Genomic DNA, 19357 nt, shown 5'->3' on the forward strand with positions numbered 1-19357 from the left:
AACCGCGTGCCATGCTCACCGAGAGACAGGGGCGCGCCACAGCGCGGTTCGCGGTTCCCGCCCGAAGGATTGTCGGTCGAAAATTTGACGACCGACGGTTTTACGTCAGGCAAGCGTCAGGCGATCTCGTCCAGAAGGCTGCGGCTTACGGAGGAAACAGCGACCGTCTCTGCGGCGCCGGATGCGCCCGGCTCGGCGCCCTGCCCCTGCGAACCGTCGCTGCGCCCATCCGCGGCTTCGCCGCCCTGACGCTGCCCCACGTCCGCCTGCCCCAGGGAGAGGCCATGATGGGCGAGCATGCTGTCCAATTGCGAAAGCGTCTGCTGTACGGCATGCACCGCCGCAGGATGCTGCGCCAGAATCGCCACGTTGACCTTGCCCGCGTCGAGGTGGACGCGAACGTCCATGCTGCCCAGCTCCTCCGGATGCAGCTTGATGCGTGCTTCCTTGATCTGACCGGAGCCCATCCAGGCAATCTGTTCACCGAGTTCCTGTGCGAACTGCGGTGTAGTGGCCGCCTGAGTGGCCTGCACCTGCATCACCGGCGCGGCGTTCCCAAGGTCAGGCGTATGCATCAGCGGCATCGGGCTATTGGCAGCGTCGACGACGGGGCCATTGTCGTCCTTCGATGCCGCCGCACCGCCTTGCGTCGCCAGCAACGCCGCGAACGATGGCGGCACCACACCCGCAGCCGCACCTGCTACACCCGCAGCCGGAAGAGTCGTCTTGTCGAGCAGCGCGGCGGTCGCGTCCGGCACAACCGCACCGGCGGCATCGCCGCCCGCGGCGAGTGCGCCAGCCAACGGCGCGGCGGCGCCAGGCATGCCGAGCGCGGCGCCCGCCTGTTTCGTGACGCCCAGCGCCGCAGCGGCCACGTCGACCGCTTTCGCCGGCACGCCGATCAGTGAAAGCATTGTCGCGGCAATGGACGGATCGTCCACGGCGGACGCTTCCTTATCCGAAGGCTTCGCGTCGGGTTCCTTGTCCGCCTTCGCATTGGCGGCCGCCTGAGCAGGAGCCGCTGGGGCTGTCTTCGTGTCCTGCGCGTCGCGCGCCTGGTCTCGCGGCGCGTGCGCGTCCGCATGAGCCGCATCCAACGCTGCGTCGAAACGCTTCGTGGAGGCACCGCCCTCCTGCTCGCGACCGGCCGCGGTCGGCGTCGCAGCAGCGGCAGGAGCCGGCGGGCGGGCGATGTTGAGAGCAAGCGTGGCGTTGTTCATGCGATGTACCCGTTCAATGCGTGCATGGGGATGAGGTGGCCGGTCGGACACATCAAGCGTCGCTTCGCGTCGGACGACGGTGCTGCGAACGTTCGTCGGCCTGTTCCTGTTCGCGGCGATCCTGGCTCTTGCGTTCCTGCTCGCGGTATTTCGTGGTGACCGAATCCAGTGCCTTGGCGCGGCCGCGGGCCGCGGTCCAGTCCTCGCGAGCGCGTTCGAGCGCACGCTCGCGGCGCTGTACCTCGCCCAGCTGCTGCACGATCGCCATATCGATCTTTTGCAGGAACTGCTGCCGGTTGAGCAACGCACTTACGCCAATGCCACTTGGCATCTCGGCGTATTCGTTGCGGTAGCGACGCAACTCCACCAGCTGGTGTTCCGCATCCGCAAGCGCGCGCTGCTGTGTGGCGAGCGCGCGGGTGGCGTCCTCGGCTTTTTCGGCTGCGAGGTCCACGACAGGTTGAAGGCGGTCGGCGCGGGAGGGCATCAGTTCACCTGAGTGACGTCGGCGAGACCGGCTTGAGCCTCTTCGAGGTTGACCGGCACATCGGTCTCCTGCTGCAGGAAGGCCGACAGTTTCGGATAGAGCGCGATGGCCTCGTCGGTGCGCGGATCGCTACCCTTCTGATAGGCGCCCACGGCGATGAGATCGCGCTGCTGGCGATACGCCGAATAGACCTGACGGAAACGCTGCGCGGAACGCATGTGCTCCTTCGTGACCACCGCGGGCATCACGCGGCTGATCGACGCCTCGACGTCGATCGCCGGGTAATGGCCCGCTTCGGCCATGTCGCGCGAAAGCACGATATGGCCGTCGAGAATGGCGCGGGCGGAATCGGCGATGGGATCGTGACGATAATCGTCGCCTTCGGTCAGCACGGTATAGAACGCGGTGATGGAACCGCGGCCCTCGGCATCGTTGCCCGCGCGTTCGACCAGCGCCGGCAGCATCGCGAACACCGACGGCGGATAACCCTTCGTGGCCGGCGGCTCGCCGATGGCGAGCGCGATCTCGCGCTGTGCCTGGGCGTAACGCGTCAGGGAATCCATGAGCAACAGCACGCGCTTGCCCTGATCGCGGAAATGTTCGGCAACCGCCGTGGCCACCTGAGCGCCGCGCAGGCGCGACAACGGCGGCGCATCGGCGGGGGCAGCCACTACCACGGCACGGCGACGACCTTCCTCGCCCAGCGTGTGGTCGACGAATTCCTTCACTTCTCGGCCGCGCTCGCCGATCAGACCGACGACTACCACGTCCGCATTGGTGAAGCGCGTCATCATGCCCATCAGCGTCGACTTACCGACGCCCGAGCCGGCGAACAGGCCGATGCGCTGACCGCGGCCAACGGTAAGCAGTGCGTTGATCGCTCGCACGCCGGTATCCAATGGCGTATCGATCGGCTGGCGCAGCATGGGATTGATCGGCTCGCGGCGCAGCGGCGTGCGCTCGCGCGCGAGCAGGGGCCCCTGTCCATCCAGTGGCGCGCCATCGGAGCCGATCACGCGACCGAGCAGCGAATCGCCGACCGGTACACCGGACACCGCAGCCACGGGTATGACGCGGGCATTGGGCAGCACACCGTGCATCTCGCCCGTCGGCATGAGCAGCAGCCGCCCATCGGAGAAACCGACGACTTCCGTTTCCAATTGCTTGCCGTCAGCGCCCGCGACCATGCAGCGAGCGCCCACGGGCGCCTCGCAGCCCACGGCTTCCAGCGTCAACCCGACCACGCGGCGCAACTTGCCTTCGGCCTGCAACGGGCGAACGTGCTCTGCGCTTGCGCGCTGTGCCGCGATCGTCTCGCGCCAGCGCGCATGCCGAGCGGCAACGTGTCGATCCCCGCTCACGGTGACTCCGCGCCGTCGGCAGAGTCGGCGGAAAACTGGCCTTGCAGGAGTCCGTCGATCACGGCCGCAAGCCGGGTACGCACGCGCCCGTCGAGGCGCGAATGCTCGCTCTCCAGGCGCACGTCGCCGCGCTCCAGCGTCGCATCGTCCACGACCGTGCCTTCGTGATCCAGCGACGAACGATGTTCCCGCACGATGGCGGCGTCAGCAGGGTGCAAATGAATCTTCAAGTGATTCGACGCGGCCGGCAGGACGTCCACGGCCTGCCGCACGACCTCGGTGATCGTCTCGGGACGCGTGGCGATCTCGAAACCCAACACGCGCTCGGCGATGACCGTCGCCAGCGCGACGAGGTCGCCCGCGACGTCGTCATCGAGATCTTTGAAAGGGCGCTCCACCGCGGCGAACAAGGCATCGAGCCGGGCGACCTGCGCTTCCAGTTCACGCTTGGCCATCGCCCTGCCCTCGCTGAGGCCGGCATGAAAGCCTTCCTCACGAGCCTGGCGTTCGATCGCCTCGATCTCGGCAACCGTGGGCCGCTGCGGGCCTTCGTCGACCGCCTCTTCCGCTTCGCGCACATCGGGCGCGCCGACGACGGGAAGCTCCCAACGCTCGAAGTTGGCGACCCGCTCCCGGGTGAGGATGGAAGTCAGGCTCATCAGACGAATTCTTCGCCGCCGCCCGCCAGGTTGATCTGCCCGGCGTCAGCAAGACGCCGCGCGGTGGCGAGCACTTCCTTCTGTGCCGCGTCCACCTCGGAAAGGCGAACCGGGCCCTTGACCTCGAGGTCGTCGCGCAACATGTCGGCGGCGCGCTTGGACATGTTGGCGAAAATCTTCTCGCGAATGGCGGTTTCGGCCCCCTTGAGGGCGGTGATGAGCCGAGCGGAGGGTACTTCGCGCAGCAGGGTCTGCATGCTGCGATCGTCGAGTTCGGCCAGGTCGTCGAAGACGAACATCAGCTCCTCGATGCGCTCGCCGAGGCCGGAGTCGATGCCGCGGATGGACGCCATCAGCTCGGCTTCGCGCGCCGTCTCCATCGCGTTGAGGATATCGGCCGCGGCCTTGAGGCCACCCACGTTTGCAGACTTGAGTTTGGTCGAATTGCCGGAGAACTGACGCTCCATGATTTCGTCGAGCTCGTTGAGCGCATGCGGCTGCACGCCGTCGAGCGTGGCGATACGCATGACCACGTCGCTACGCGTACGCGCCGGCAGGTAGCCGATGACCTCGGCGGCCTGATCGGCCTCCAGGTGAGCCATGACCAGCGCGATGATCTGCGGATGTTCCTGGCCGATCATCTCGGCGATGGCGCGGCTCTCCATCCACTTGAGCGATTCCAGGCCCTTGCTGCTGCGGCCCAGGAGAATGCGATCGATCAGACCGCCCGCCTTGTTCTCACCCAGTGCATTGACGAGGATGCGGCGGATGTAATCCTCGGTACCGACACCGATCGACGTATGCTGACCCACGTCTTCCTGCAGCTTGGTCAACACATGGTCGACCTGCTCGCGGGTGACGTTCTTCAGTGCGGCCATGGCCGTACCGACGGCCTGCACGTCGCGTGCGCCGAGGTGCTTCAGAATCGACGCTGCATCTTCCTCACCCAGCGTGAGGAGCAGGATCGCCGCTTTCTGTGCGCCCGTCAGGGCCTCTTTCTGCTCAGCTGCCATCGTCGGATACCCAGCTCTTCACGACTTGAGCCATCTGTTTCGGATTTTCGGCAGCCATGCGCTTGGCAAGGCCGACCTTTTGTTCGTAGGCAAGTAGCGCGGGGGAACCGAGCTGGGCCTGGGACGAGGTACTGACGCGATCGGGCGTCATGTCGTCGTCATCGACCATGACCGACACCGTGGGCATCGGCCCGGCGAGCGCGGCGTTGTTCATGACGATCGGCGCCGGCTTCAGCAAGCCCTTCAGAATCGGACGCAGGACGAAGAAGCCGACGATGAGCGCGATCATGACACCGAGGCCCTGCTTGATCAGATCAAGCATGCCCGGCCGCTCCCAGAAGGGTGTGCTCTGCGGCGCATCTTCGGCGAGCGTGCCATGGAACGGTTCGTTGATGACGCTGACGCTGTCGCCGCGCGTGGCGCTGAAGCCGACCGCATTCTTGGTGAGCTCGGTAAGGCGGGCCAGTTCCTCGGTGGTAAACGGCACGCTCTTCGTCTTGCCGTCCTTGTCGGGAACCTGCTTGTTGTCGACCACCACGGCCACCGACAGACGAGCGACCTTCCCCGCCGGATCGGTGACGTGGCTCACCGTGCGATCGAGTTCGTAGTTACGCGTGGCGCTCTGCGTCTGCTGCGTCGGCGATTGCGCACCCTGCGTGCTGGCGGTCTGCGCGCCGGCCTTGCCACCCGCAGCGGGATTCGCCGCCGTAGCGTTGGCACCCGTGTTCGGCGGCTGATTGCTCAACGCGCCTGGCACGCCGCCGTTGTTCGCCGCATCGGTGCGCGTATCGCTGCTGGTCTGCTCGCTGCGCAGCGCCGGGTTGTCGTGATTGAAGGTCTCGCTGGCCTTTTCGGTCTGCGAGAAATCCAGATCGGCGAACACCTGTGCGCGCACCTTGCCGGCGCCGACGAGCGGCGTGAGCAGGTCTTCGACGCGCTGCGTGTACGTCGCTTCGATGCGATTGGACAGGCGCAGGCGGCTGTCGCCGATGGCGGAAGCGCTGTCCGGATCGCTGACGGTGAGCAGATTGCCCGCCTGGTCGATGACCGAGACCTGGCGCGTGTCCAGATCGGGCACGCTGGCGGCCACGAGGTGGACGATGGCGGCCACCTGCCCCTGGTCGAGCTGGCGACCGGGATACAGCGTGACGACGACCGAGGCGCTGGCCGGCTTGTTGTCGCGGATGAAGGCCGACGGCTTGGGCAGCGCGAGATGGACGCGGGCAGCACGCACGGACTGCAGCCCGGCGATCGTGTTGGACAGATCGCTTTCGAGCATCGACTGGTAGCGCGAGCGCTCGGCCATGTCGCTCATGCCGAACGGCGAATCCGCCTGCGGCATCGCACTGGCGGCGCTGCCCTGCGGCAGCCCCTGCCCTGCGAGCTTCAGGCGGATACCGGCGACATCGGCCGCAGGCACGAAGATGGAGCTGCCATCGGCGCTCAAGGTGTAAGGCGTGTTGCCAGCCTGCAAGGCCTGGGTGACGGCGGCGGCGTCTTTCTGTTCGAGGCCACCGTAGAGCAGGCCGTAGTTCGGCGCCCGCGACCACATGACCGCAGCGATGCCGATAGCCACGGCGGCGGCGATGCCCGCCAGCAAGAGGATCTGTCGTACAGCGGGGGTCTGCGCGAGCGACTTCAACGAGTCCATGCGCGACGCATTGCTGTCCGTGGTGGCTACGCCGTTATCTGCCATGGTTCGACTCGAATCCTGTCATTGCGTGCATGTCGCGTCAGATCGACATGTTCATGATTTCTTTGTACGCATCGACCATCTTGTTGCGCACCTCGGTCATGGCGCGGAACGAAAGATCGGCCTTCTGCCCCTGGATCATCACCTGCGCCAGATCGATGCCCGGATCGCCACGCTCGAAAGCCGCCGACATCTTCGCGGCCTTGTCCTGCGTCTTCGCCACACCCTCGATCGACTGCTTGAGCAGATCGCCGAATTCCCCCTTGGCCGCCGGAGCCGCCTCGCCCACACCGCGCAGGGCGGGCATCTCGGTCTGCGCGCTGATGCGGCGCATCTGGAGCAGGAGGCTGTTGACGTCGATCGTGGTCATGACGGTTTTCCAACGCGGGAACGGGTTTGCGACACCCGATGCACGACCTGTGCCAACTCGTCGACGATCAGCCGGCCTGCACCGTCTCGGACAAACCGTACTTGCGCAGCTTCTCGACCAGCGTGGTGCGCTGGACGCGAAGCAGCTTCGCCGCATGAGCCACCACGCCGTTCGCGGAGTTCAGCGCCTGGCGGATCAGCCCGATTTCGATGCCGGCGAGGTGATCCTTCAGATCCAGGCCACCCTGCGGCAGCACGGACGGATCGCCTTCGCTGGCGAACGAGAACGACTCGGTGACTTCCGGCTCCGCCTCCATCATCGCGATGAGGGCGGCACCGGAGACTTCTTCCACCGGGAGCGCGCCGCGATATTTTTCCGGCAGATCCGGCGCACGCACCTCGCCCTGCGGCATGAGGATGGCCATGCGCTCGACCAGGTTGGACAGTTCGCGCACGTTGCCCGGCCAGCCGTAGCGGCAGAGTGCGCCCATGGCGCTGGGCGAGAAGCGGACGGACGACAGCCCGCGCTGCACGAGACGCTGGTTGAACTCGGAGATCAGGGCCGGCAGGTCTTCGAGGCGCTGACGTAGCGGCGGCATTTCCAGTGGGAACACGCTGAGGCGGTAGAACAGGTCTTCGCGGAAGCCGCCGCGCTCGATGGCGCTCTCGAGATCGCGATGAGTCGCTGCGATGATGCGCACGTCGCAGCGCTGCGGACGATTGCCGCCGACACGCTCGAACACGCGCTCCTGCAGCACGCGAAGCAGCTTCACCTGCATGGGCAGGCTCATGTCGCCGATTTCGTCGAGGAACAGCGTGCCGCCCTCGGCCATCTCGAAGCGTCCCTTGCGGGTGCTGATCGCACCGGTGAAGGCACCCTTCTCGTGACCGAACAGCTCGCTTTCGAGCAGTTCGGCAGGAATCGCGCCGCAGTTGATCGCGACGAACGGCTTGTCGCGGCGCGGCGAGCAGTCATGGATGGTGCGAGCGACCAGTTCCTTGCCGCTGCCGGATTCGCCGAGCACCAGCACGCTCGAATCGAACGGGGCGACTTGGCGGATCAGGGCGTTCACGCGCTGCATCGGGCCGGACTGACCCACGAAGCGGCGGTTGGAATGCGCCGGCTCGATGCGTGACTGCAGCGTACGCAGCGCTTCGGACAGGCGCTCGTAGCGCAGCGGAATGTCGACCAGTTCCACGTTATTGGTGCGGGTGTCATCGGCGATCAGCGCCGTAGCCAGGGGGGAATCCGCCGCAACCAGCATCGGCAGGTTGCGACCACCACGGCCCAGGGCCGCAAGATGGCCTTCCAGCTCGTTCTCGTCCTCGACATTGCCGACGTAGACACCACGCCAGCCTTCGACACCCTCGACCGCCTGCGCACCGCGGGCCAGCACCGGGCGATAGCCCAGGAAGGCCAGCGCGGAGACGACATTGTCGGCACGGGAGCTGTCGGATTCGACGACGAGAAAGTGGGAAGACTTCACGTGGATACCTCGCTTGGCGTGTGTTTCGAAGGTCATCGAGGAATTCGCGATGGAATCCCGTCGGCCTCGTTGCAAGGTATCAATCAAGGAGCGTGCCAACGCCGGAATTCCGACGCATGCCGGAGGAAATTGACGTGGCGGCGGGTTGCGGCGCGGCGTGGGCAAAGCCGGCAAGGAAGTGGCCGGACGCCGTCGGAGCGCACTGAGCGTCAAGGATGACGACGCGTGTTCAAAATGTGACGCTGGGCGCCACGCGACGTTCCAACGTCACGTGACGTAAAAGGTCACATGGGCTCGGAGGCGCCTTCCGCGGGCCGTCCGAGCGCCCTGGCCTCGGCGACCTGGCGCCGATGCTGGCGGAAAACGAGGCGTTCGATGCCGTCCCGGACCGCTTCGGAGAGCCCTTCGAAGCCCACGAAACCCTTGCCGTCCACCGGCCCGGGCAGGCGAAGGCCGGGCAACTCCAGTGGCAAAGCCCGGCATACGTCGAAATGGATCTTGAGCAGAACCGGCTCACCCACCGGCGGCAGCGCCGCCCAGGACAGCACGGCACCCGCGGCATTGAAACGCAGGGGCACCCGCGGCGGCAGGCCGGACTGCGGAAGCAAGAGACGGTTCACGATCTCCATAAGGACGTTGAGCTTCGCATCGAGGCGAGCCACTTCCTGAGTCAGCGGACTGTCGTCCTCGACGCTGTCGCTGCGCCGGTCCATGAGAGCGGACACGGCGACGAGAACGCTGGCATTTCGGTCGTTGATAAGCGCGAGGGCGGCCGCATCGGGCCGAGGGCAGGCATCGCAGGTGGCGTGAAATGCCGCCTGCCAGGCGACCCGGTCCGAAAATGCGTTCCAGCCTTCGTCGCTCATGCGTTTCACTCCTGCCGAAGCCGCCGCTTAGAACGAACTATACGCGGCCACCGCGCGGCGCACGCGGCGGGAAGTTTCCCAGGCCACCGCCGCTTCGTCGCGAGCGACCGAGACCAGATCCTTGATGAGGCCATCCAGCAGCATGATGGACTTCAAGGTTTCGAGCGTTTCCGGCGCGGGCCGCATGCTGCCCGCGCGCAGCACGGGCTCGCGCTGTGCTTCGAGTTCGGTGAGATCGTCCCAGCGACTCTCGCTGGCCGCTGCGTGCATCGATTCGGTCAGGACCAGCGCCCGATCGAGATCGCACCAGACCTCGGTCATGCCCCGGCTCCGGCCACCTGGCGTGCCTCGACAGGGATGGCCACCCAGCTCTGGCGGATCTGGCCGAGCAGACGGCTGACTTCGTCAAGCGCCTCGGGGTCGCTGTGCACGTTGGCTTCGAGCAGGCGACGACTCATGTAGTCGTACAGCGCGTCGAGCTGATTCACCAGCGGCGTCTTCACCTCGGGATTCAACGCCGATTGCAGGCCACCGACAATTTCCAGTGCCTTCGAAATCGCTTCGCCCTTGCCCGCCACATTGCCCGTGGCGATGCAGCCGCGGGCGAAGCGCATGCGTTCCAGCGCGCCATCCATGAGCATGGTGATGAGCCCGTGCGGATCGGCGGTTTCGATGCCGCCCTGCGTACGGACCTGCTGGTAGGCGCCTGCGCCCTGGGAATATCCGAGTGCCATGTCTTGAGTCCTGGTTACCGCTACTTGTTCGCCGTCAGCGCGTCGAACTGCTGCTGCAGATAGCTACTGGTGCCCGCCAGCTTGGTCATCATCGCGTCGAGCGCCGAGTACTGCTTGGTGAGGCGAGCGGCATAGTCGTCCATCTGCTGGTTGAAGGCAGTGGCCTGATCGTCCAGGTCCTTCGACTTCTGGTTCAGGTTGGCCGTGCGCTGAGTGAGGATGCCGGTGGTCGAGGTCCAACTGGTGATCAGCTTGTCCAGCTGCGGCGCGATCCCGTTATCGCCGCTGAGCAGGTTGCGGGTCTCCTTCGGATTCTGCGCAAGCACCTTGTTGAGCTGGTTGGTGTCGAGCTTGAGCGTACCGTCCACCTGAAACGAGACGCCAAGATTGCTGAGCGACGTCGGGCCGCTGGTGGTGCCGGTGGCCTGCGAACCGAGCAGCGAGGACACCTGGCTCTTGATGGAATTGACTGTGGCATCGCCAATCAGCGCGCCGACCTGGTTGTTGGTGGCGTCGTACTTGGTCAGCGTCTGATAGGTCGATATAAACGAGTTATAGGCACTGACAAGCGAACCGAGCGCCGTGCTCACCGCCGTTGTGTCGTTGGCGATGGTGACGCTGCTGTTGCCGACTTTCGACAGGGACAGGGTCACGCCATCGATCGCCTGGGTGACGACGTTGGACGAACTCGTTGCCGGCAGGCCGTCGATGGTGAACTCGGCATCCTGCGCCGGGGTCGGCGTGGTACCGGTGGTCGGATCGAAGTTGAACTGCGCGAGATTGCCGTCCCCGCCGCTGCTGGTGACCGTGAAGGCATTGGCCTTGCCGGTGGCCGCCGACGTCAACACAAGATGCGCACCATCCGTACCGGTGACGATGCTGGCGTTGACGCCAGGATTGTCCTTGGACTTGTTGATGGCGTCGCGGATGTTTTCGAGCGTGTTCGCGCCGGCTTCGATGTCCAGGCTCATCGACTTACTGCCGATGGCGATGGTGAGATTGCCCGTTCCGACAGCGGTCTTGGAGTCCGTGAACGCGGTGGACGTAGTCTTTTGCGACGTGGCCAGCTTGCTGACGACGATGTTGTAATTGTTGGGCTGCGCGGTGTTGTCGGCGCTGGCCGAGAGGACCGTCGAATCCTGGACCGAGGTCGTCTGCGTGGTGAACGCGGTGCCGTCCGTGAGGGACTTGATCGCGGTCTGCAGGCTGGTCAGCGACGAGGTGAAATTGCCCACCGCGGAAATCTGGGTGGTAGTGGCCTGTTTATCGGCCGCGGCCTGCTTGTCCTGCGCACTACGCTTGTTCGCAACGAGACCGCTGACGATCGTGGCGACGTCAATGGAACTGGAACCGATGCTGACTGGATTGGTGGCCATGAAGCTCTCCTTGAAGACGCCTCACTGCCCTGGGCGCCAATTTGTCGACGGCTGGCGCTCTCGCGAACGCCAGCCGTGACAACTAAGCAATTACCCTGCCAAGGTCCGGGTTACCCCGGACCTCTTCGCTCATCCTGTTACTGGAGGAGCTTCTGGACGATCTGCTGGCTCTGGTTGGCCTGGGCCAGGACCGAGACGCCGGCCTGCTGCAGGATCTGCGCCGAGGACATGTTCGCCGTTTCCTGGGCGAAGTCGGCGTCAGTGATGGCCGACTTCGACGCGGTCAGGTTCTGCGAGATGTTCTGCAGGTTGGAGATCGTGGACTCGAAGCGGTTCTGCACGGCGCCGAGGTTCGAACGGAGGTCCGAGATCGACTGGAGAGCGGCATCGACGCGGTTGATCGTGTCGTTGGCGCCATCGACCGTCTTGATGCTGGAGTCGGCCAGCGTGGTCGTGGTGGCGACGTTGATCGCGCCAGCCGTCAGGCCGGAGGCCGTGATGTCGGCAGCGGTACCGCCCACCGTGATCGTGGAGGCCGAGGCAAACTTCACCGCACCGTCCGAACCCACGTAGGCATTGATACCGTCGCCCGACTTGGCGTTGACGGCGTCAGCCAGGTCCTGCGCGGTGTTGTACGTACCGGACAGGCTGAAAGCGGGGTTGCTGCCGACCTGCAGGGTGACGTTACCGAGCGTGACCGGAGCGGCCGAGCCGGCGTCCACACCATCGACGGTCTTGAGCGTGCCGAGCTGGGCGACGTCCGTACCGGCAACGACCGGAGCGGTGGAAGCCTTGCCCGTGGTGCCGCTGGTGAGGACGAGGTGGTTCGTGGCGTCGAAGCTGGCGGTCGCACCGGAGGTGCCGCCGGCCAGCGCCGTGTTCAGCTTGGTGAGGAAGCTCGCCTGATCGGTGGCGCCGGTCACGGCGGCGGTCTGGCCGTCAACCGTGATGGAGAAGTTCGCGGTGTAGTCAGCGATGACGCTGGAAGCGGTCGTGACGCCGGCCGTGTTGGCGGCAGCCTTGAAACCACCGATCGAGCCGGTAGCGAGCTGGCCGACCTGGTTGGCCTTCACGCCCTTGTCGAGGCCAACGGTGATCACTTCACCGACGTTGGCACCGACCTGGAAGCTCAGCTGGTTGGCCGAACCGTCGAGGACCTTCATGCCGTTGAAGTTGGTCTGCGTGGCAATACGGGTCACTTCCGAGAGACGCTGCTGCACTTCGGAGTCCAGTGCGGCGCGGTCGCTCGCCGAGTTCGACGCGTTGGTCGACTGCACGGCCAGCTCACGGATGCGCTGCAGGTTGTTCGTGACTTCGTCCAGCGCCGACTCGGTGGTCTGCGACAGCGAGATACCGTCGTTGGCGTTGCGGACCGCCTGGTTCAGGCCGTTGATCTGCGTGGTGAAGCGGGTCGAAATGGCGAGGCCGGCGGCGTCGTCTTTCGCGCTGTTGATGCGGTTACCCGACGACAGACGCTCAATGGCCGAAGCGAGCTTCGTCTGCGAAGCGCCCAGGTTGCGCTGAGCGTTCAGCGACATGATGTTGGTGTTGATGGTCAGAGCCATGGGATTGATCCTTGGTAAGCGGAACCGAATTGCCGGAAGTTGTGCGGCTTAGTCCGGCGGGGTTCCCTGGGGAAGCCTTCCGCCTCAGAGAGGTTTACGGCGCGCCGAGGGGAAACTTGAGGACTTTTTCTACCTGTCAACAACTTTCTTGATCAGGGCCGTGTAGGCGTGAAGCCCCTGGCTCTGTCGGGGGAACTTATCGGCCGGATCGGCTCGGGGTTTAGGAATAATTTCACTGTGCTGAATGGCTCGCAAAAAAAAGGGAGCCTTGCGGCTCCCTCCATGCATCTCGATAAGAACGCTAACGATCATTCGAGCAGCTTGAGCACCAGTTGCTGTGATGCATTGGCCTGCGCAAGCACGGACATGCCGGACTGCTGAAGAATCATCGCCATGGATTTCTCGGCCCCCTCCTCTGCCACGTCCGCTTCCCTGATGCGGGTTCGCGCTTCGGTGAGGTTCCCGCGAATGTTGTCGAGATTCTGAATCGTCGATTCGAGACGGTTCTGCACCGCACCGAGTTGTGAGCGCACAGCGCTCACGGTCTCCAGCGTGGCGTCGGCACTCGCAATGAGCTTGTATGCAGCGTCCTTGGTGAGCACCGAGCCATCGGCCAACGAGGTCGACGTGTCCATATCGTAGTTCGACGCAAAGCCAAGCTTGGTCGCTTCGGCACCGGAAACGGTCAGTGCGGACTTCGAATTGAAGTGCAGTGCTCCATCCGCTGCGACGAAAGCAGAAATGCCGGCCCGGCCGTTCGCATTCAGTACATCGGCGACCTGCTGAACGCTACGGAACGAACCCACGATATCGACCTGCTCGCCGGACTCGGTCGCAAAGCTCAGATCGCCCTTCGCCAGCTCGAGTCGCGTACCGCGCACACGTTCGATGTTGAGGTCACTGCTCTTGCTATCGATCGTCACCTTGTAGTCGGCACCCAGCGCCGTCTCAAGGAACTTCTTGGCCTCGGCCGCGCTATTTCCGGTATAGCCCGCCCAATCCACGTCGACGCCAAGGTACGTCTTTGTGCCCAGGGCCGCACCTTGAGCGGCGGACCAGTCGGTTGGCATGGCCTGGGCCGCCTTGGAGGAAAACAAGGCACTGAGATCGACGACACCACTGGCAAGGTGCCCGACGCTGTCAGCTCGCATGCTCTGGTCGAGACCCATTTCGATCGTTTCCCCGATATTGGCACCGACTTGGAAGGACAACCTATCGCCGCTGCCGTCGAGCACCTTCATGCCGTTGAAGCTGGTCTGTGTGGCGATGCGCGTGATCTCGCTGAGACGCACCGCCACCTCGGCGTTCAGCGCCTTGCGATCCTCGGCGGAATTCGAACTGTTGAGCGACTGCAGTGCGAGCTGGCGGATGCGCTGCAGGTTGTTCGTCACTTCATCCAGCGCGCCTTCGCTGGTCTGCGCCAGCGAGATGCCATCATTCGCATTGCGCCGCCCCTGAGCCAGTCCATGGATCTGCGTCGTGAACCGCGTGGAGATGGCGAGCCCCGCCGCATCGTCCTTCGCGCTGTTGATGCGCATGCCGGAACCCAGACGCTGATAGGCCGTCGCCAGCCTGGCCTGCGTCAGCCGCAGCGAGCGCTGCGCGTTAAACGACGCCATATTGGTATTGATGTGAAACGCCATGTCGATGTCCTTCCTCTTCCATGCGAACACGCCACAGGAATCGCGACGGCGTTGCGTGTTCGCGGCCATGTGATTGCCGCTAGAGGAGATCGACTTGGTGCCGGCGTATTGTTGACGGCGAAGGATGGCGTTGTTGTCGGATTACGAGCCGCTCGGCGTCATCCATGGAAGAAGCTGGCACGAAGGTGAGGATGGCCGAGCGGAACCACGTCTATGACGATTTACGTCGACACTTCATCAGTCTTCGAATCGTCCCAACGCATCAGCAACTCAGCCAGGGATGCTGGCGCGCAGCTGCCGCCCCGAATATCTACACCACCCAAGCGCGCGCGCAATCCATTCAGATAAGCGGCGGGATATTGCGCCTGCTCGATGGCGGGCAAGCTCTCCAGGTGAGACAAGACCTCGGAGATAACGTCGACGATTTTTCCCGTGCGATTGTATTCGTCCAGCGCTCTCGCATTGATTGCCCGCTTCCAGACCTGTTGCTGGGCCTGGGCTTCCGACCAAGCGGCCCTGCGCTCATTGACCGTGAAGGCGCCGCTATCGTCATAGGCAATGAGCGCGAGCTGGTCCCGCGTCATGCCACTGAACGGATTGGCTCCTCGTCCATTGACGAAGGCCGTCGCTACGATGGATCGTTCCAAACGGTCGGGATCGCTGCTGTCAGGCACTTCGGCGTCGTGGGCCGCCTTGTTGGCAAAATACCCATCCCCGGTTATCTGCTGACGCAAAGCGATGGCGTGCGCACCAAGAGAATGGCGGTCCGCCCAACGTCCCGACGCCGCTCGGGACGCTGCCTCACTCAATTCACGTGCGAGAGCGGATAGGGTCATCCCTGAAGCACCCGTCCCCCTCCCGCCTTCATTCTCCTTGGCCGAACCGCCTTGGCCAGAACGTTTGATACTCATCGGCCGACCCACGATCGGCTGAGCGTTGTCATTGGATGCAATAGCAGTCATTCGGTGCCTCTTGGATTCGCGTGGACCAGACGGGGACATGTGTCGTGAACCATCCGGCTCACTTCATCGTGAATTTCACAGACCACGCGTGCGTAGCCATGTCTGTCGAGGTAATCGCGGCCTGGCAGATAGCACCTCCGCTGGCCTTCGCCGATTTGGTCCACCTCGGCCGGCTTAATCCCCCGTAGCTGGACGCGTTCACGTAGGTAGAAGCGAAGACGCACGTCTTGCGCCCCATGCGGTACCGGACAACGACGTAGTTCACATCCGGCGAGATCGGACTTTCCACTTCGTACTGATCGGCACCCCCTGCACTTACTGACTCAGCAGGCTCCGTAACGGCGTTTGCGTACGTATCGAATTCGTTCTTACTGACCGCTAGCAAGGTAGCGTCAGGCGAATTCGGCATTCCGAGGTGTTGGAAAGTCACAGTAACCGGCGGGCCAGCGTGTACCGGCAAAGCAAAACCCAATGCAGCGCTAGCGAACGCCGCCAGCCACCATCCATGCGTACTCATAAGAGACTCTCCGTTGACCAATGTGGCAGGAGATCATCGATTGAAGTACGGAGGATTGCCGTCAGGTGCTGACTCAGGAACCACGACAGTGATGAGGTGAATTACGAAAGCGCGAACGCAGCGGAGTTGTAAGCTTCACGCATCTAATGAGAGACGCGCATCGTCACCACCCCAGCGCGGTAGACAAGACACCACGCCACCTCACCGTCCGATGCCAGCACCCGTTTCGCAAAAAAAAGGGCAATCCATTGCTGGACTGCCCTTCGTCCGCCGTTAATAGCCGGCGAGTACGTTGACTGCCGACTACTTCAGATAATTGAACAACGTCAGATTCTGCATCTTCACAAACGCCTGCTGTGCCGCGGTCAGCGCGGTCTGCTGCTGCACGAACTGGCTCGTTGCGCTGGCGTAGTCGAGATCCTGCAGATTGGACAGGGTGGTGTCGTACTGCAGCTTCGTGTCGTCGCCGATCGCTTTCTGCTGGTCGAGGATATTCATCCGCGCGCCGATCTTCGTGCGCGTGTTGAGGAAGCTCGTCGAGGCCTGATCCAGATTCTGCAGTTGCGCGTTGATCTGGTTGTTCATCGGTGCGCCGCCGCCGGGCGCTTCGAAGGCATTGATGATGCCCGCCACGGTGGAAAAGACGTCCTGCGACGACGACGGTCCGACCGCGAAGGTATCACCGGTCGCCGGCGTGCCCGTGATGTTGAGCTGCGCACCCTTGAAATTGATCGTACCGGTCTCGCCGGTATACGTACCCGTGCTCAGCGGCGGATCAGTGGGAAGCGCAGCGGCATCGCGGATCTCGTAATCCGTCGGCGAGGTGAAAGTAATCGTGTAATTGCCGCCATCCCAGGACGACGCATCGGTTACCGACGTGGCACCGACCACGGCAGAGCCCGTGTTGGCCGCGCCCGCCGTAGTGACGAAGGTGCCATTGCCGCCACGGATGGACATGAACACATCCGAGCCGCTGTCACCGGTGGCGACCTGCAAGCCGGCTGCCGCCGCGACCATGCGCTGATTCTGATCGCCACCGTAGCTCACGTTGAGGCCGTCAGCGGTGAACGGCTGGGTGGTCGTCCGACTGCCGGCGAAGACGTATTCGCCCTGCCCATCTCGCGTGTTGCCCAGTGCGACAAGCTGCTTGAGCGTCTGCCGCAACTCGGTCGCGATCGACTGGCGCGATTCATCCGTCTGCGTGCCATTCATGCCTTCCAGCGTGAGCGAGCGGATGCGGTCGAGGATGTCGCCGGCCGACGAGAGCGCCTGCTCCTCGACCGAAAGGCGCGTGGTGGCCGATTGGATGTTGCGCGTGTACTGATCGTTCTGCGCGCTGGCGGAATTGGTGTCCACCGCGCGAGCTGCGGCGGCCGGGTTGTCGGCAGGCGTCTGGATGGCCTTGCCGTTGCCGAGCGCCAACTGCGTCTGCGACATCTGGTACTGGCGATCGAGCAGTGTATTGACCGCCTGCTGCTGACCCCAAGAAGTGGAAATGCGCATGATCAGCCTCGTACCGCGCTCAGAAGGGAATCGAAGATGGTGTTGGCAGCATTGATCACCTGCGCCGACGCCGCATAAGCCTGCTGAAAGCGCAGGAGACTCGCTGCCTCTTCGTCCATGTTCACTCCCGAAAGACTCTGCTGGGCCGACGTGGCCTGGTCGAGGATGCTTTGCTGCGCGTCCAGCGCCGTGTTCGCCTGGGCACCCGCGGTGCCGACCTGGGCGATCAACTGGCTGTAGGACTTGCCGACCGTGGTGACACCATTGTCGAGCACGCCCTGATTGGCGACCGCCGCCAGGGCGAGCGCATTGCCGTTGTCACCGCTGGCCGACGCTGCGGGTTTCACACCGAACGTGTCGTTAGCGGCAGGCACGCCGGAAAGCTTGAGGGTCCACCCGTTGCCGGTGATCGTGTCGCCGTCCGCGTAGGTCTGGGCCGGGCCGCCGTTGATCGAGTACGAGGTGGGCGAGCTGAAGACGATGCTGACCGGCGTCTTGAAGGCCGGATCGGTGGGGTCGGTCACCGTGAGGTTGCCGAGCGTCGCCTTGCCCGTGTTGATCGCGCCCTTGCTCGCCATCAACGGCCCGGACGCCGCGATCTTGCTGGTATCGGTCACCGCCACGCTGATGGTGGAGGCAGCATTACGGGTCGGCTGGATCTGGAAGCTGTCACCTGCCTGCGGCGTGCCGGACGGCACGGTGAGCGCCAGACCATCGATAAGGATCGGATCGGCCGCTGTGCCGGTACCCGTCGACGGCACGGCGACGCCCGCGGTCGTGGTGACGTTCCACTTGGTGCCGTCGTAGCGCATGAGGTAGTCGGCACTGCCCAGCTTGCCGACGTCGGTGACGGACGCCGTTACCTGCGCGTTGCCCTTATTGCTGGTGCTGTTGAAGACCGCCGGGGCGCTGATGTCGAAGAACTTCCCGCCCGCATCGCCGTTGAGATCGACACCTTGCGCGTGCTGCTTGTTGAACGCGTCGGTGAGCGCAATGGCAGCGCGTCCCAGTTGGTTGCGCGCCGGATCGAGCACGTTCGTACGGAAGTCGAACGCAGCGCCGAGTGAGCCGGAACCGAACTGATTGCTGATGACCGAACCGGTGGGACCGACGACTTCCAGGCGCGACGAGTCGTACTGATTCTGCGCCGTGGACAGTTTCGAGGCGTCGGTGCCGTTCACCAACGGTTGGCCGTTGCCGATCGACACGGTGACCATGCCGTCGCTGCCCTGGCTGACGTTCACGCCGACGATCTGCGAGAGCTGGGAGATCGCCTGGTCTCGCGCATCGAGCAAGTCGTTGGGAGAGGCGCCACCGACTGACGCACGCTGGATCTCGCCGTTGAGGTCGGCAATGCTGCGCGCGAGGCTGTTGATGTCGCCGACGGCGGCGGTGATCTGCTGGTTGGTCTGCTGGTCGATCTGCTGGAACTGCGACGACAGCGAGCGGAACGTGGAGACCAGCGTATTCGCCTTGCCGATCAGGGCTTGGCGACTGGCGGTATCGACGGGCGCATTCGCCACGTCGCTCACGGCACCAAAAAAGCCGTCGAGCGCCGTTTGCAGGTTGGCAGAGCCGCTCACCGCGTTGTTCGCCGCCGACGTCAGCCCGGCGTATTGCAGCGCCCGGCTCTGGCTTGACGTGGCGGACCACACGGACTGCGTGAGGAACTGGCTGTACGCGCGCTGCACACTGACGGCATCGGCACCGCGGCCGACGTAGTAGCCACCGTAGAGTTCCGGCGCGCGCGCGTTGAACGTCGTGGTCTGCCGAGTGTAACCGGCCGTATTGACGTTACTGATGTTGTGTCCGACGGTCGACAGGCCCACTTGCGAAGCAAGCAGACCGGAAACACCGGTGGAAAGCAGGTCGGCCATCCTCGTATCCCTTCTATGGTTTCAT

General features: G+C 64.2%; 17 protein-coding genes. All 17 read right to left on the reverse strand.

All coding sequences use genetic code 11. The features are described 5' to 3' along the window. Nucleotides 1-116: 116 nt before the first annotated feature. The gene (locus BT115_RS06795; RefSeq protein WP_072321711.1) at nt 117-1220 is read right to left on the reverse strand and encodes a flagellar hook-length control protein FliK; all 1104 of its coding nucleotides are present in this window, start codon (nt 1218-1220) and stop codon (nt 117-119) included. A gap of 52 nt (nt 1221-1272) precedes the next feature. Further along, nucleotides 1273-1707, reverse strand: a complete 435-nt coding sequence (gene fliJ / locus BT115_RS06800; protein ID WP_072321712.1) for a flagellar export protein FliJ — start codon at nt 1705-1707, stop codon at nt 1273-1275. After that, the gene (fliI, locus tag BT115_RS06805) at nt 1707-3068 is read right to left on the reverse strand and encodes a flagellar protein export ATPase FliI (RefSeq protein ID WP_072321713.1); all 1362 of its coding nucleotides are present in this window, start codon (nt 3066-3068) and stop codon (nt 1707-1709) included. The genes fliJ and fliI overlap by 1 nt, the downstream gene beginning before the upstream one ends. After that, the gene (locus BT115_RS06810) at nt 3065-3727 is read right to left on the reverse strand and encodes a FliH/SctL family protein (RefSeq protein ID WP_072321714.1); all 663 of its coding nucleotides are present in this window, start codon (nt 3725-3727) and stop codon (nt 3065-3067) included. The genes fliI and BT115_RS06810 overlap by 4 nt, the downstream gene beginning before the upstream one ends. Beyond that, entirely contained in the window at nt 3727-4716 is a 990-nt protein-coding gene (fliG, locus tag BT115_RS06815; RefSeq protein WP_250340766.1) for a flagellar motor switch protein FliG, read from the reverse strand. The genes BT115_RS06810 and fliG overlap by 1 nt, the downstream gene beginning before the upstream one ends. 13 nt (nt 4717-4729) lie before the next feature. Further along, the gene (gene fliF, locus BT115_RS06820; RefSeq protein ID WP_072321716.1) at nt 4730-6436 is read right to left on the reverse strand and encodes a flagellar basal-body MS-ring/collar protein FliF; all 1707 of its coding nucleotides are present in this window, start codon (nt 6434-6436) and stop codon (nt 4730-4732) included. 37 nt (nt 6437-6473) lie between these two features. Then, nucleotides 6474-6803: a flagellar hook-basal body complex protein FliE gene (fliE, locus tag BT115_RS06825; protein ID WP_072321717.1), complete on the reverse strand. Its 330-nt coding sequence runs from the start codon at nt 6801-6803 to the stop codon at nt 6474-6476. A gap of 67 nt (nt 6804-6870) precedes the next feature. Further along, entirely contained in the window at nt 6871-8289 is a 1419-nt protein-coding gene (locus BT115_RS06830) for a sigma-54 dependent transcriptional regulator (RefSeq protein WP_072322291.1), read from the reverse strand. Nucleotides 8290-8573: 284 nt separating this feature from the next. Continuing rightward, entirely contained in the window at nt 8574-9155 is a 582-nt protein-coding gene (locus BT115_RS06835; protein ID WP_072321718.1) for a PilZ domain-containing protein, read from the reverse strand. A gap of 27 nt (nt 9156-9182) precedes the next feature. Next, on the reverse strand, nt 9183-9476 hold the full coding sequence (locus tag BT115_RS06840) for a flagellar protein FliT (RefSeq protein ID WP_072321719.1): 294 nt from the start codon (nt 9474-9476) through the stop codon (nt 9183-9185). Continuing rightward, a complete protein-coding gene (gene fliS, locus BT115_RS06845) occupies nt 9473-9889 on the reverse strand; it encodes a flagellar export chaperone FliS (RefSeq protein ID WP_072321720.1) in 417 nt (138 codons plus the stop codon). The genes BT115_RS06840 and fliS overlap by 4 nt, the downstream gene beginning before the upstream one ends. A gap of 20 nt (nt 9890-9909) precedes the next feature. Next, a complete protein-coding gene (gene fliD, locus BT115_RS06850; protein ID WP_072321721.1) occupies nt 9910-11265 on the reverse strand; it encodes a flagellar filament capping protein FliD in 1356 nt (451 codons plus the stop codon). Between the two features lie 137 nt (nt 11266-11402). Beyond that, nucleotides 11403-12830 (reverse strand): flagellin N-terminal helical domain-containing protein, encoded by a 1428-nt coding sequence (locus tag BT115_RS06855; protein WP_072321722.1) that lies wholly within the window; start codon nt 12828-12830, stop codon nt 11403-11405. A 308-nt stretch (nt 12831-13138) separates the two neighbouring features. Next, on the reverse strand, nt 13139-14473 hold the full coding sequence (locus BT115_RS19050) for a flagellin N-terminal helical domain-containing protein (protein WP_072322292.1): 1335 nt from the start codon (nt 14471-14473) through the stop codon (nt 13139-13141). Between the two features lie 221 nt (nt 14474-14694). Beyond that, the gene (locus tag BT115_RS06865) at nt 14695-15435 is read right to left on the reverse strand and encodes a hypothetical protein (protein WP_143144476.1); all 741 of its coding nucleotides are present in this window, start codon (nt 15433-15435) and stop codon (nt 14695-14697) included. An 820-nt stretch (nt 15436-16255) separates the two neighbouring features. Further along, the gene (flgL, locus tag BT115_RS06875) at nt 16256-17455 is read right to left on the reverse strand and encodes a flagellar hook-associated protein FlgL (RefSeq protein ID WP_072321725.1); all 1200 of its coding nucleotides are present in this window, start codon (nt 17453-17455) and stop codon (nt 16256-16258) included. Nucleotides 17456-17457: 2 nt separating this feature from the next. Further along, entirely contained in the window at nt 17458-19332 is a 1875-nt protein-coding gene (gene flgK / locus BT115_RS06880; protein ID WP_072321726.1) for a flagellar hook-associated protein FlgK, read from the reverse strand. Nucleotides 19333-19357 lie beyond the last annotated feature (25 nt).

The organism is Luteibacter sp. UNCMF366Tsu5.1, from assembly GCF_900119235.1.
GTDB lineage: Bacteria > Pseudomonadota > Gammaproteobacteria > Xanthomonadales > Rhodanobacteraceae > Luteibacter > Luteibacter flocculans.

Coding starts and splice junctions, on each gene's coding strand:
- BT115_RS06795 (WP_072321711.1), bottom strand. CDS start 1,220: ATGAACAACGCCACGCTTGCTCTCAACATCGCCCGCCCGCCGGCTCCT.
- fliJ (WP_072321712.1), bottom strand. CDS start 1,707: ATGCCCTCCCGCGCCGACCGCCTTCAACCTGTCGTGGACCTCGCAGCC.
- BT115_RS06810 (WP_072321714.1), bottom strand. CDS start 3,727: ATGAGCCTGACTTCCATCCTCACCCGGGAGCGGGTCGCCAACTTCGAG.
- fliF (WP_072321716.1), bottom strand. CDS start 6,436: ATGGCAGATAACGGCGTAGCCACCACGGACAGCAATGCGTCGCGCATG.
- fliE (WP_072321717.1), bottom strand. CDS start 6,803: ATGACCACGATCGACGTCAACAGCCTCCTGCTCCAGATGCGCCGCATC.
- BT115_RS06835 (WP_072321718.1), bottom strand. CDS start 9,155: ATGAGCGACGAAGGCTGGAACGCATTTTCGGACCGGGTCGCCTGGCAG.
- BT115_RS06840 (WP_072321719.1), bottom strand. CDS start 9,476: ATGACCGAGGTCTGGTGCGATCTCGATCGGGCGCTGGTCCTGACCGAA.
- fliS (WP_072321720.1), bottom strand. CDS start 9,889: ATGGCACTCGGATATTCCCAGGGCGCAGGCGCCTACCAGCAGGTCCGT.
- fliD (WP_072321721.1), bottom strand. CDS start 11,265: ATGGCCACCAATCCAGTCAGCATCGGTTCCAGTTCCATTGACGTCGCC.
- BT115_RS06855 (WP_072321722.1), bottom strand. CDS start 12,830: ATGGCTCTGACCATCAACACCAACATCATGTCGCTGAACGCTCAGCGC.
- BT115_RS19050 (WP_072322292.1), bottom strand. CDS start 14,473: ATGGCGTTTCACATCAATACCAATATGGCGTCGTTTAACGCGCAGCGC.
- BT115_RS06865 (WP_143144476.1), bottom strand. CDS start 15,435: ATGACTGCTATTGCATCCAATGACAACGCTCAGCCGATCGTGGGTCGG.
- flgL (WP_072321725.1), bottom strand. CDS start 17,455: ATGCGCATTTCCACTTCTTGGGGTCAGCAGCAGGCGGTCAATACACTG.
- flgK (WP_072321726.1), bottom strand. CDS start 19,332: ATGGCCGACCTGCTTTCCACCGGTGTTTCCGGTCTGCTTGCTTCGCAA.